This is a genomic window from Aliinostoc maniaoense, assembly GCF_058172895.1.
Genome location: NZ_CP187952.1, coordinates 781442 through 794564, shown reverse-complemented (window position 1 = coordinate 794564; position 13123 = coordinate 781442). Strand labels below are relative to the sequence as shown.

Sequence of the window (13123 nt, the reverse complement as noted above, 5' to 3'; positions counted from 1 at the left end):
GGCTAAAGCCCAACTACAAACATTAAAATTAATGGGATGTATTTTCTAACAAAATGACAGGTGTTTGACTAGTTTCTAATACTGCTTGTGACACTGAGCCAATCAGTATTTCTAACGGTTGGTGTCCACGTTTCCCCATAATAATTGCTGTCGGTTTATAAGTTTCAGCAATATTAATAATCGTTTCTGGAATAGCACCATTCACAGTCACAAATTCATACCTAATATCAGATAAGATTTTTTTAGCTTGTGCTTGTAATCTTTCCACAGATGGCGAGTTGGATATATTCACTACGTGTAAAACGATAACTTCACCATTACTACGCCGTGCTAAATCTGCCGCTTTAGTTAAAACTTGTGTGGCTAAACTAGATGTATCTACTGCTGCAAGTAATAGAGTGCGAGTAGCAACTGTTACCTTTGTGGGGTCAACTTCGCCTTTAGTTAACAATTTAGGCGCAAAAAAAGCTGTAGACCAAGCCCCCAAAGGTGCTGTAATGAGAATTGAAAGAGCTGCGATCGCTAACATGATCTCACCTCCTGCAATCCCTTGAGCTAAAGGAATTGCCCCAATAGCGGCTTGTACTGTGGCTTTAGCAGAGTTTCCTGGGAGTAAAAATAATCTTTCGTGCCAATTCCAATTACTACCCAAAGTAGAAAGATACCATCCAATCATCCGCCCAATCAATAAACCAATTACCAGCACTAAAACACCTGGTAAAAAAACCTTCTCCAATGTTTGTAACTGAATACTTGCTCCTAATAAAACGAACAAAAAAATCTCAGCTACCACCCATAAACTATCAAAACCACCCCGTAATCTTCTAGCTAAAGGCGCATCTAATTCAATTAAAAAAAATCCCATCGCCATTGTTGCCAGATATCCAGAAAAGTAAGGCAATGTATTAGCAATAATCACCAGAAATAAAGCCAAACTTGCGGCGATGACAGTATCTTGTACAGCATTTTGAGTCCAGTTTTGTTTGGTTAATACTAAAACCAGTAACCGAGCCGCAAAATAACCAAATAAAACGCCCAAGAGAATTTGTAAAATTACCTGGATGGGAAGTAAATAAACAGTGTTGACAGTGAACCCGCCCAACAGAGTAATTTGCTCAACATCACCATCCCGCAAGAAATTTAGCAGTAAACTAAAAACCAGTAATAACAAAACATCAGATAAAGCACTACCAGTTAAAATTGCATCGGGAATACCTTTAGTTACACCCAAACCTAAACTTTTCAGACGTAACATTCCCGGAACAATCACAGCCGGAGACTCAGCACCGATAATACAACCTAAAAGTAAACCCGTGGTGAAATTAAACTGAAATATTACCATAGCCGCAATTGCAATAGCGATCGCTTCACACATCGCAGGTAAAAAACCCAAACGTAACGCCACAGTTCCCTGTTCAGCCAACTTTTCTCTGTCTAATCCCAGTCCAGCTTTCATTAAAATAATCATTACCGCCAAAGTTCTCAACTCATCAGCAGCACCTAACACATCTGGACTGATGACATTCAATACCCCAGGACTAAGAAAAATCCCCACTAAAATCATGCCAATTAAAGGCGGCGCACCCAAACGACGAGCAATTTGACCAACAAAAAAGCCCATCATTAAAATCCACAATATGCTAAATAACATCCCGTAACCTCCAAAGCAGCGACTTGTAGATAAATGCTGACTACAGGAAGTCTGGAGATAAATACAACAAAGCTCCTACTATCCTGCAATCAACAAGGAGAGTAGGAGCTATCAGCTTTCCAAATTTATATTTTTTGTTCTGGAATAGCGGTTTTGGCAAGCTCCATTGCCATCATTAAAATCTACAATACCATATTTTTAGCTTGGCTATACATCAAAATGTTAGACAGTAACGACTAAACCTTTAAGAAGATCATCTATCAAATTACCTAAAATTAAATAAGTAATGAGTAATGAGTAATGAGTAATAAGTAATGAGTAATAAGTAATAAGTAATGAGTAATGCTCACCTGAGAGTGAAAACCGTACTTATCTAGGGAGACAATTTCTACCTGATAAATCCATCCTCAAATAACTACAATTAAAACACAGCCTCAAACCTCCGCGCCCCTACCCTGCGGGTTCCGCCCTTGGCGGTATGCGTTTAAAAATAAAACCAAACATTAACGATACTTCCTATACATAATCAATAAACCATAAGTAGGATAGGAGAGCATCAACATGGGAAATCAATTCAAAACACTTGCATTACTTGCTGCCCTCAGTGGCTTATTAATTGCTATTAGTTATTGGGTAATTGGTGGCACTGGCGGCTTAATTATCGGTATTGGATTAGCCGCAGTCACTAACTTATTTTCCTGGTATCAATCAGATAAAATTGCCCTGTCAGTTTATCGCGCCCAGCCAGTAAGTGAAAGCCAAGCACCTGGACTATATCGCATGGTGCAGAGATTATCACAACGGGCAAATATTCCTATGCCGGGAGTGTATATTGTTCCCAGTCAAACTGCTAATGCTTTCGCCACAGGCAGAGATCCCGAACACGCAGCAGTAGCTGTTACTGAAGGTATTTTAAATATCTTGCCAGAGGATGAATTAGAAGGAGTAATTGCTCACGAATTAACTCACATTATTAACCGTGACACCTTAACCCAAGCCGTAGCTGCTACCGTCGCCGGTGCAATATCTTTCCTAGCGCAGATGCTAAGTTATAGCCTATGGTTTGGTGGTGGAGGTGGTAGAGATGGAGAAAGAGGTGGAAATCCTTTAGGCGTATTGTTAACAGTTATTCTCGCTCCTATCGCCGCCACAATTATTCAATTAGCAATATCCCGCACAAGAGAGTTTTCGGCTGATGCTGGTGCTGCTAAATTAACAAGTAATCCCCGCGCTTTAGCTCGTGCATTGCAAAGATTAGAAGCTACCGCCAAGCAACTACCTTTAGATGCTAACCCCGCCTTTGAACCGCTATTAATTATCAATCCCATCTCAGGGCAGTTTCTCGGTAACTTATTTTCTAGTCACCCTGCTACAGAAGCACGAGTTGAGCAATTACTGAGAATAGAACAGCAAATTAGGGCATAGGGCAGAAAAATTCAAAATACCCTGCGGGAAGGCTTGCGCCTACAAAATTGAAGAACAAAATTGAAGAGTTTTACTCCCCCTGCTCCCTGCTCCCTGCCCCCTTGTCTCCCTTGTCTCCCCCTGTTCCCCATTCCCCATTCCCCATTCCCCATTCCCTAACAACTAAAAGGATGTCTCAACCATGAATAATGACAACATCGACTCTGTGGAAATCGTGGAATCTACAATCGTTGTAGAAATTAGCCCACAAACTGATGAACTAGTAGAAACTGAAATGGCTGGTGAAAGTGATGAAGTAAAGCGCGAAACCAAATCATTAATTGAAGCATTAAGAAGACGCGCTCAATCAGAAGCAGAATCAGCAGGTAAACTTACCCGTGAAACTTATTTAAATGCTGTACGCAAAGCACGGGCAGCTATTGAAGGTGAAAAAATTATGGAACGCGATCGCCTAGAATATTATTGGGCAGTATTTCAAGAAGAAACAGAAAGAAACTGGCATTTAATGATGAAAGAATTTGTAGATTTTAGTACCCGTCTACAAAATGCAGTCAAAGCCGGTTGGGAAGCCTTCAATGCACCACGCCATCAAGGCTAAAACAGCTAGGGAACACCAAAAAATAAATTATCCGAAATTAATCGTTGGGTAGGGTGCGTCAGTATGAATAATTTCTGAGTATAGTTAGATTCTATTACACTGACGCACCCTACAGTTTGGATATTTTTTTATCTGGAAGTACCTTATCAATTATCAGTTATCAGACGTATGGTATGGTGTGGCAACCTCTCTAATTTAATTCTTGCTCCCCTTCCCTTGTAGGGAAGGGGTTGGGGGTTAGGTTTGAGAGCAAGTTGCACACGGCGTTATTTATAAATCAATAAGCTGTTGTTCACAACATTTAAACTCTCGTAATATCTTTGTCGCTAGATTAACTTATCAGGACTTACGCAAGTGTCACAATTAATAGTTGGTGCGTGACGCTATCAGTCTCATGACTACGTTGCAATATTTTCGCAGCGTCACGCACCCTACATGAAAAGCAGGGGAGGAGGGGAGCAAGGGAACAGGGGAGATATTGCCCAGAAGGGGTGTTAGCCTCTCGGAGAGAAATACGGTTTTGGTATTTAGGTTTGAGAATCTAGTGTCATGAGATTATGCTAACTGTTCTTCAATTAGATACGATTGATGCTAGATAATGGGAAAGCTTTGTCATTCACCACCCAATCTAGCCCGGAAGAACAGATAAATAACTATGCGAACTCACTATTGCGGCGAACTCCGAAAAGAGCATATTGGAGCAACTGTTACCTTGTATGGATGGGTAGACCGTCGCCGCGATCATGGGGGCGTGATATTCTTGGATTTACGCGATCGCTCTGGTACAGTCCAGATTGTCAGCGATCCGCAACGCACCCCAGATTCCTACGAACAGGCTAACTCTCTACGTAATGAGTACGTTGTCGAAATCACAGGCAGAGTCACACAACGTCCCGAAGAATCGCTGAATACCCGCATCCCTACCGGGGAAGTGGAAATTTACGCCGATAAAATTACTCTGCTCAATGGTGTGCGGAAACAGTTACCCTTTCAAGTTTCCAGTGCCGATATTGAAACAGTGCGGGAAGATTTGCGGTTAAAATATCGTTACTTGGATTTACGACGCGATCGCATGGCGCGGAATATGCAGCTACGTCATCAAGTCGTGAAAGCTATGCGCCGCTACTTGGAAGACATAGAGGGTTTTATAGAAGTAGAAACCCCTATCCTCACCCGTTCTACCCCAGAAGGCGCAAGGGACTATATTCTACCTAGTCGCGTTAATGAAGGTGAATGGTTCGCCTTACCCCAATCACCACAATTATTTAAACAAATATTGATGGTATCGGGAATGGATAGATACTATCAAATTGCCCGTTGCTTCCGCGATGAAGATTTACGCGCCGACAGACAACCAGAATTTACCCAATTAGACATGGAAATGAGTTTCATGTCTCAAGAAGAAATTATCCAACTCAACGAAAAGTTAGTTAGTTATATCTTCAAAATCGTTAAAGGGATTGAATTACATACACCATTCCCCCGTCTCACCTACGCTGAAGCGATGGAGCGTTACGGTAGCGATAAACCAGATACCCGCTACGGTTTGGAATTAGTCAACGTTTCCGATGTGATGAAAGACTCCGGTTTTAAAGTCTTTCGAGATGCTGTAGCTCATGGTGGCATCGTCAAAATTCTCCCCATCCCCAACGGTAACGAGCAAATTTCTAATGTCCGCATCAAACCCGGTGGCGATTTATTCAAAGAAGCCAGCGAAGCCGGTGCTAAAGGTTTAGCTTATATCCGTGTGCGAGAAAACGGCGAAATCGACACCATCGGCGCAATCAAAGATAACCTTTCAGAAGAACAAAAACAGGAAATCTTAAAGCGTACAGGCGCGCAACCAGGACATTTACTATTGTTTGGTGCAGGCGATGCTTTTACTGTCAATAAGACTTTAGATAGATTACGTCAAGTTGTCGCCAAAGAATTTAACTTAATCGATCCTGAAAAAATTAATCTCCTCTGGATTGTCGATTTCCCCATGTTTGAGTGGAATGCCGACGAAAAACGCCTAGAAGCATTACACCACCCATTTACAGCCCCCCATCCCGACGATTTACACGACTTAAAAACCGCCCGCGCCCAAGCCTATGATTTAGTATTCAATGGCTTTGAAGTTGGCGGCGGTAGTCTGCGGATTTATCAACGGCATATTCAAGAACAGGTGTTTGAAGCGATTGGCTTATCTCCTGAAGAAGCACAAAATAAGTTTGGCTTTCTCTTGGAAGCATTTGAGTATGGTACACCACCGCATGGTGGCATCGCCTACGGTTTAGATCGGTTGGTGATGTTACTAGCTGGGGAAGATTCCATCCGGGATGTCATCGCTTTTCCGAAGACACAACAAGCCCGTTGTTTGTTAACAGATGCACCTTCTGGTGTAGATGTCAAGCAATTGAAGGAACTGCACGTTGCTTCTACCTACAAACCAAAGGCTTAAATTAGTGATCAGTGATCAGTTAACTTTTGACTGATCACTCTCAACCAATTGATAAAATTATTTTATAGGAAGATTCTTTAACATACTGACAGCTATGGTTCAAGCAACAGAGCATCTTTATATTGTCAAAGATGAGCATATTCTGGGTGGTGAGCCAATTATCAAGGGAACTCGTACATCAGTCAGAGCGATCGTTGAAACTTGGCGTATGGGTGTTTCTCCTGAAGAAATTCCTCAAGGCTTACCTCACCTAACTTTGGCACAAGTTTTTGACGCGTTGAGTTATTACAGCGATCATCAAGATGAAATTAATGCCTATATTGAAGGCAATCGCATCCCTGATGAATTTATTGATATATAATTACTCTGCAAAAGCGCGATCGCCTCTACTCTACCGTCCAATCTACAATTTTTAAACCAGGGACTTGCTCAAAATCTCGCTGATTGCGAGTTACTATAGTTCCTTTCATGGCAAGTGCGATCGCTGCAATCCTTAAATCTCTCGTTCCAATCCGTACTTTTTGGCGAATTAAATCATCATAAATCGCCGTGGCTTCTGGACTAAAATCAAGAATATTTATAGTTTTGAGGTCGTCTAATAAATCTTGCAACCGCCGATAGGCTAAAACAAGCTCATTACCTAAACTAGCTCGCCTAATAATATTGAGTCTTCCCCTAATTTGTTCTTCGGCTGAAATAATTGTGATCGCAATTTCCGAGGCTCTAATTTCACTGATACGCTTGTAGATAATCGGATTTCCTCGCTGCAAAAGCGACAAATGATCAGTATCAAGAATCCATAAACTCACTTAGTTTCCCCTTGAGCATCTGATTCTTGTCTCTCAGCATCTATGTACGCTAACATTTGATCAAATTGTGGATCATCTTGATATTTCCCAGCTAATTTTAGCCAGGGATTCTCTTCATCCCCTAATTCTTGTTGGAGTACCTCGAATAAAACTTTTTTCCCATCTAGAGGTAATTGCTTGACTAACGCAATTACTTGCTCAACTGTCAAGTCTAGTAATATAGGCATATTAATGAATGCAGCGAACTCATTTCTGTCTTAATTATATCTGTCCTTTATTGCATTCTATCTATAGTGCGGTATTGGATGGCTTCAGCTAGATGATTGGCTTTGAGTTCTTCATCACCTGCTAAATCTGCGATGGTGCGGGCAACTTTGAGAATGCGATCGCTAGCTCTGGCTGATAAACCTAATTTTTTAATTGCAGCTTCTAATAAATTGCGGCTAGCATCATCTAATTTGCACCATTTTTGCAGGTGTCGGCTTTGCATTTGGGCATTACAACGCAGATTTGGTTCATTTTGGAAACGAGCCGTAGCGCGATCGCGTGCTTGTTGTACCCGATGCAGTACAGATATGGAAGCTTCTCCTGTGGGTTGTTGGGTAATTTCTTCAGGTTTCAAGCGATTCACCGCCACTTGTAAATCAATCCGATCCATCAAGGGGCCAGAAAGTTTTGCCCAATAATGTTCTCTTTGTCTGGGTGAGCAGGTGCATTGCTGAATAGTATCCCCGTAGTAACCACAAGGACAGGGATTAGTACTAGCGACTAAAGTAAATTGTGCCGGAAATGTGACTGATTGTTTGGTGCGGGATATCGTCACAAAACCATCTTCTAAGGGCTGACGCAGAAATTCTAAGACATCCCGTTTAAATTCTGTTAATTCATCCAGAAATAAAATACCCCGATGAGATAGGGAAATTTCCCCAGGACGTGGAAACCCACCACCACCAACTAAAGATGGCCCTGATGCTGAATGATGGGGACTACGAAAAGGGCGATCGCGCACTAATGAGCCACGATTCTTTAATAAACCAGCCACAGAGTGAATCCGAGTCACTTCTAAAGCTTCCGCAAAGCTCAATGGTGGTAAAATCCCTGGTAAGCGTCTTGCTAACATCGTTTTACCACTCCCAGGCGGCCCCACAAATATCAAATTATGCCCCCCAGCCGCCGCAATTTCTAAGGCGCGACGAGCATGAGCTTGTCCTTTGACATCCTTTAAATCTGCAACAGCATTAACTATCTCTGGTAACTTTTTGGTTTCATCCAACTTTACAGGTTTGTACTTCCCTGGATGATTCAATAAATCAACCACCTCACAGATATTCTTACAGCCATATACCTCTAAACCCTCTACCACTGATGCTTCTTGAGCATTATCAGCAGGTACAACTAAACCTGTAATTCCCATTTTTTGAGCAGTAGCCGCAATAGGTAAAACACCAGCCACCGGACGCAAGCTACCATCTAATGACACTTCACCCAAAAAAATATAATCTCCCAACAAATCCGCCTTAACTTGCTCAGAAGCTGCCAAAATCCCCACACTGATAGGCAAATCAAAACAAGGGCCTTCCTTACGTAAATCAGCAGGCGTTAAGTTAATCACAATTTTTCGCATCGGAAACCCAAATCCAGCATTTTTTAAAGTCGCTTTGACTCTCTCCTTCGACTCCTGAACTGCTGAATCTGGTAGCCCCAAAACCACAATTCCTGGTAAACCCCCTGAAACATCCACCTCTACGCCCACTTTAACGGCATCGATGCCGACAATTGACGCACTCCAAACTCTAGCAAGCATTAGTTAAATATTTCTTCTATAAACAGTAAACCTTTAGAATCTCTAGCAGATGAATAATTAGAAACGCATGAGTGAAACCACAGAGACAATTTTCAGTAAAATTATCCGCCGAGAAATTCCCGCTAACATCGTTTATGAAGATGATTTAGCCCTGGCCTTTAAAGATGTTAGTCCCCAAGCACCAGTACACATTCTGCTCATTCCTAAAAAACCAATTCCCAAATTAGCCGATGCCACGCCCGAAGATCAGTCTGTTTTAGGGCATCTTTTATTAACTGCCAAGCGTGTGGCGCAAGAAGCCGGATTAACAGAGGGCTATCGTGTCGTTATCAACACGGGTAATGATGGCGGCCAAACTGTTTACCATCTACATCTGCACATCCTCGGAGGACGGCAGATGGCATGGCCTCCTGGTTGATTGAGCGACTTCCAGATCAAAAAATATCCAAACTGTAGGGTGCGTCAGTGCGATAGAACCTAACCATACGTTATTAAAAACCGGGTTTTTTGTTCAGAAACCCGGTTTTTGACGCACCCTACCCACGGGACGTAATTAATAAGTAAATCAAATGTATGTTATAAGTAAATTTAAATTAAAATCCCTTTACAAAACTCAATCGTGCCTTTAAGGTTGTAAGCAGGTAAGTATTTTTCCTTACCTAAATTCATAAAAATCAAAGCAATCATAAAAAAATGACCACAACCTTACAACAGCGTCAAAGCGCGAACGTATGGGAGCGGTTCTGTGAGTGGATCACCAGCACCGAAAACCGGATTTATGTCGGTTGGTTCGGCGTATTAATGATCCCCACCTTACTAGCCGCAACCACCTGCTTCATCATCGCCTTCATCGCTGCACCTCCAGTAGACATCGATGGTATCCGCGAACCCGTTGCAGGTTCATTAATCTACGGAAACAACATCATCTCTGGTGCAGTTGTTCCTTCTTCCAACGCCATTGGTTTACACTTCTACCCCATCTGGGAAGCAGCTTCCTTAGATGAGTGGTTGTACAACGGTGGCCCTTACCAATTGGTAATTTTCCACTTCTTGATCGGATGCGCTTGCTACCTAGGTCGTCAGTGGGAATTATCCTACCGCTTGGGAATGCGTCCTTGGATCTGCGTAGCATACTCTGCACCTTTGGCATCTGCAACCGCAGTATTCTTGATCTACCCCATCGGACAAGGTTCATTCTCCGACGGTATGCCCTTGGGTATCTCCGGTACATTCAACTTCATGATCGTGTTCCAAGCAGAACACAACATCCTGATGCACCCCTTCCATATGTTAGGTGTGGCTGGTGTATTCGGTGGTAGCTTGTTCTCTGCAATGCACGGTTCATTGGTAACTTCTTCCTTGGTGCGTGAAACCACCGAAACCGAATCTCAAAACTACGGTTACAAATTCGGACAAGAAGAAGAAACCTACAACATCGTTGCAGCACACGGTTACTTCGGCCGTTTGATTTTCCAATACGCGTCCTTCAACAACAGCCGCTCCTTGCACTTCTTCTTGGCAGCATGGCCTGTAGTTGGTATCTGGTTCACCGCATTGGGCATCAGCACAATGGCGTTCAACCTGAACGGTTTCAACTTCAACCAATCCATCATTGATTCTCAAGGTCGCGTTATTGCTACCTGGGCTGACGTAATCAACCGCGCTAACTTAGGTATGGAAGTAATGCACGAGCGTAACGCTCACAACTTCCCCTTAGACTTAGCTGCTGGTGAAGTTGCTCCTGTTGCTATCAGCGCACCTGCTATCAACGGTTAATCTTCTGGCTTCTAGCTAAATAAAAAGCGTTCCTCTTGGCGAGGGACGCTTTTTTAGTCTAATTGCAAACGAGGACTTTCAATACGCCATGAATCGCGTCTCTACACCAAAGAAGGTCTTAATAGTATAAAATTTTGCAAAAAATATCTAATATATAGTATGTTTACTGTTGTTTAATATAGAATACTCAAATAATATTTAGCACATCATTTTTGATTATTTGAAATATTGTGAAATCTATTCTACATTCCTACTTAGATCAAGAAATCTGGATACTGATACGAGATAAATGGTATTTTGCCAAAATTATTCGGGTTTGGGATGATTTACTGTGGTTTCAACACAGGACTCACAACAAAGAAAATGAGGAAGATACTTTGTGGGAAATGGTTGTAAAAATAAATGAAGTAACTGCGATTGATAGAATTATATCTGTTGTAAGTAGAAAACCTGATGTGTTTATTTCACAACTAATAGAAACTGAGCAACCTAAAAATAATCATCACAAAGACAATGAAAACTAATTAATTTATGAGGATGAAAAAATAGCGATCGCATTCCCTAAAAACAGGGTTGTAGCACTGCCTAATCAATATCAACCCTTTCGCCCTCAGATTCCACAGGTTCAAACTTTACCTTGTGATATATATCCTGTAAGGAAATCTCAAAGGGTAAAGTAACTAGAGATATTTTTTCATCTTCTGCATCATATTGGCGTAGATTCCATTGCTTTTTACCAGTTTTAGAAAACTGTTCTACATAGATTTGAGTTTGATCTATTAACACATATTCCTGGAAAGTACCAATTGTCCGATAAGCATGGAATTTACCTTCGTGGTCATAACCTCTAGTAGAATCAGATAAAACTTCCACTATTACCTGGGGGTTGAGAATCATATCTTGGCGATTATTGAAAAATTCTGGTTCACCCGCCACAATCATCACATCTGGATATGTGTAGATACGTCTTTCAGGTATCCATAGACGAACATCACCCATATAAACGTGATAGTTTTGCCTTTTGAAAGCAAAATTTAACTCAGTGCTGAAGTTCAGTGCTATTTGGTTATGATTTACTGTTCCGCCTGCCATTGGAATTATTTGTCCATCGATATATTCACTTTTGTATTCAGCCGCTTCTTCTAGGGCTAAATATTCCTCTGGCGTGTAATATCGCTGTTGGGTAATTTGCATAGTTTTATTAAGTAGCGATCGCCTCAAAAGATTTTCATAATCTTACCAAACAGTTTAACGTAGTCTTCAAGCAAGATATCCAACCATTCTCAATTACGTAAAGCCTGCGGCATAGCTGCGCTTAGAGCGTAGCGGGGGGGAGCATCGTTACGTAGCTTGCTACTCTCCGAGAACGCTACGCGAACCCAGAGGGTATTACGAATTACCCCCAAAGTCTTCTACCAGATTTACCCTTTAATCGCTCATGAGTATCTGCTAATAAACCAGGAATATCTAATTTTTCTGGACACCGAGGTAAACAATCACCGCATTCTGTACAACGGTTAGCTTTCATCCCTGGAAACCAATGGCCAGCATTTTCAAACATCCCATAACGATATTGCCCGTAATCTTTCATGTCGTAGGCTACAGCTAGATTACGTAAGCGTAAAACTTCGGGAATATTAATCTTTTCTGGACAGGGTAAACAAGCATAGCATTGGCTACACTTTTCATTTTCTAAAACTTGGTTTTGATGATTTTCTAACCTTTGAAAAATTGAAATTTCTGCTGATGTTAACTCACCATTCCTATCAGCAACTTTTAACGGTTCTACTAATTCCTGTGGATTCGCTGCCCCTACACTGAGGGTAGTAATGCGTTGATCACTTAATAAAAATCGATAGTTTAATTCTAAAGGTGAAAATGGCTGACACAAATTTTTCAGGGTTTGGGGTGGTGTATAAAGTCGTCCTCCCTTGTCAGCCGGAGAAATAATAAAAACGCCCATATCCTTCTCAGTTGCTAACTGAATGGCTGGGGCATTTCTTTGGAAAAAATAGTAATAATGTAGATTGACAAATTCAAATAAATCTGTAGCTATTGCCGCTTGAATTAAATCTAAGCTGCCGTGGGTAGAAAAGCCAACGTGTTTAATTCTACCGTCAGCGATCGCTTCTGCAACGGCTGCCATACAACCACCTTTGGCCTGCACCAACTCCAGATGTTCCCACGTATTCAAGCCATGAATCCCCAAACAATCTAAATAATCTAAATTTAATCTAGTTAAGGATTCATCAATGCACCGCCGCATACTGTCTGCATCAGCTGTGGGTGGAATTTTGGTAGTAATATACACTTGGGAACGGGTTACTGATAATCCATCTGCGATCGCTGCCCCTAAATACTCCTCACTTTTACCGTAACCTCTAGCTGTTTCTATATGATTAATTCCCATTTCTAAGGCTTTGGCTATAGTTTGCTGTGCAGTTTCAACATCAGCAAGGTAGCGCATTGTACCTAGAGAAAAAACCGATAGATCAAGATTTGTTTTCCCAAAGCGTCGGTAGTGCATAAAGTTAAGTTTTGACTTGAAAGTGCTAAGTCTGGGTAATTCGTAATTCGTAATTCGTAATTCGTAATACCGCTACGCCAAAGCAAGCTA

13 protein-coding genes and 1 riboswitch are annotated in these 13123 nt (G+C 41.6%); of the genes, 7 read left to right on the top strand and 6 right to left on the bottom strand.

Annotation, left to right across the window (positions count from 1 at the left end; all coding sequences use genetic code 11):
• Positions 1-28: 28 nt before the first annotated feature.
• Positions 29-1651 (bottom strand): cation:proton antiporter, encoded by a 1623-nt coding sequence (locus ACPZ3T_RS03570; protein WP_490273605.1) that lies wholly within the window; start codon positions 1649-1651, stop codon positions 29-31.
• Between the two features lie 95 nt (positions 1652-1746).
• Positions 1747-1831, bottom strand: a riboswitch (Fluoride riboswitch).
• Positions 1832-2212: 381 nt separating this feature from the next.
• Here ACPZ3T_RS03570 and ACPZ3T_RS03565 point away from each other — a divergent pair.
• The 4 genes from ACPZ3T_RS03565 to ACPZ3T_RS03550 all read left to right on the top strand — a co-directional run bounded on the left by ACPZ3T_RS03565 (position 2213) and on the right by ACPZ3T_RS03550 (position 6478).
• Positions 2213-3076, top strand: a complete 864-nt coding sequence (locus tag ACPZ3T_RS03565) for a M48 family metalloprotease (RefSeq protein ID WP_490273604.1) — start codon at positions 2213-2215, stop codon at positions 3074-3076.
• Positions 3077-3257: 181 nt separating this feature from the next.
• On the top strand, positions 3258-3674 hold the full coding sequence (locus tag ACPZ3T_RS03560; protein ID WP_490273603.1) for a hypothetical protein: 417 nt from the start codon (positions 3258-3260) through the stop codon (positions 3672-3674).
• A gap of 655 nt (positions 3675-4329) precedes the next feature.
• Positions 4330-6117 carry an aspartate--tRNA ligase gene (aspS, locus tag ACPZ3T_RS03555; protein ID WP_490273602.1) on the top strand — a complete coding sequence of 596 codons (1788 nt, stop codon included), beginning with the start codon at positions 4330-4332 and terminating at the stop codon, positions 6115-6117.
• A 94-nt stretch (positions 6118-6211) separates the two neighbouring features.
• Positions 6212-6478 (top strand): DUF433 domain-containing protein, encoded by a 267-nt coding sequence (locus ACPZ3T_RS03550; RefSeq protein WP_490273601.1) that lies wholly within the window; start codon positions 6212-6214, stop codon positions 6476-6478.
• A gap of 25 nt (positions 6479-6503) precedes the next feature.
• On the opposite strand, the gene ACPZ3T_RS03545 is transcribed toward ACPZ3T_RS03550, so the two are convergent.
• The 3 genes from ACPZ3T_RS03545 to ACPZ3T_RS03535 are packed head-to-tail and all read right to left on the bottom strand — an operon-like array spanning position 6504 to position 8730.
• Complete coding sequence (locus ACPZ3T_RS03545) at positions 6504-6926, bottom strand: type II toxin-antitoxin system VapC family toxin (RefSeq protein ID WP_490273600.1); 423 nt, start codon at positions 6924-6926, stop codon at positions 6504-6506.
• Positions 6923-7153 carry a hypothetical protein gene (locus ACPZ3T_RS03540; protein WP_490273599.1) on the bottom strand — a complete coding sequence of 77 codons (231 nt, stop codon included), beginning with the start codon at positions 7151-7153 and terminating at the stop codon, positions 6923-6925. Before ACPZ3T_RS03540 ends, ACPZ3T_RS03545 begins: the two co-directional genes overlap by 4 nt.
• Before the next feature lie 47 nt (positions 7154-7200).
• On the bottom strand, positions 7201-8730 hold the full coding sequence (locus tag ACPZ3T_RS03535) for a YifB family Mg chelatase-like AAA ATPase (RefSeq protein ID WP_490273598.1): 1530 nt from the start codon (positions 8728-8730) through the stop codon (positions 7201-7203).
• Positions 8731-8797: 67 nt separating this feature from the next.
• Between ACPZ3T_RS03535 and ACPZ3T_RS03530 the strand changes: the two genes are divergently transcribed.
• The 3 genes from ACPZ3T_RS03530 (at position 8798) to ACPZ3T_RS03520 (ending at position 11030) form a co-directional block, all read left to right on the top strand.
• Positions 8798-9148, top strand: coding sequence for a histidine triad nucleotide-binding protein (locus tag ACPZ3T_RS03530; protein WP_490273597.1), 351 nt, complete (start codon positions 8798-8800; stop codon positions 9146-9148).
• A gap of 275 nt (positions 9149-9423) precedes the next feature.
• Positions 9424-10506, top strand: a complete 1083-nt coding sequence (psbA, locus tag ACPZ3T_RS03525; protein ID WP_490273596.1) for a photosystem II q(b) protein — start codon at positions 9424-9426, stop codon at positions 10504-10506.
• A 230-nt stretch (positions 10507-10736) separates the two neighbouring features.
• Complete coding sequence (locus ACPZ3T_RS03520; RefSeq protein ID WP_490273595.1) at positions 10737-11030, top strand: DUF6679 family protein; 294 nt, start codon at positions 10737-10739, stop codon at positions 11028-11030.
• A 61-nt stretch (positions 11031-11091) separates the two neighbouring features.
• On the opposite strand, the gene ACPZ3T_RS03515 is transcribed toward ACPZ3T_RS03520, so the two are convergent.
• Both ACPZ3T_RS03515 and ACPZ3T_RS03510 read right to left on the bottom strand, forming a co-directional pair.
• The gene (locus ACPZ3T_RS03515; protein ID WP_490273594.1) at positions 11092-11700 is read right to left on the bottom strand and encodes a Uma2 family endonuclease; all 609 of its coding nucleotides are present in this window, start codon (positions 11698-11700) and stop codon (positions 11092-11094) included.
• 202 nt (positions 11701-11902) lie between these two features.
• Positions 11903-13033, bottom strand: coding sequence for an aldo/keto reductase (locus tag ACPZ3T_RS03510; protein ID WP_490273593.1), 1131 nt, complete (start codon positions 13031-13033; stop codon positions 11903-11905).
• Positions 13034-13123: the final 90 nt, after the last annotated feature.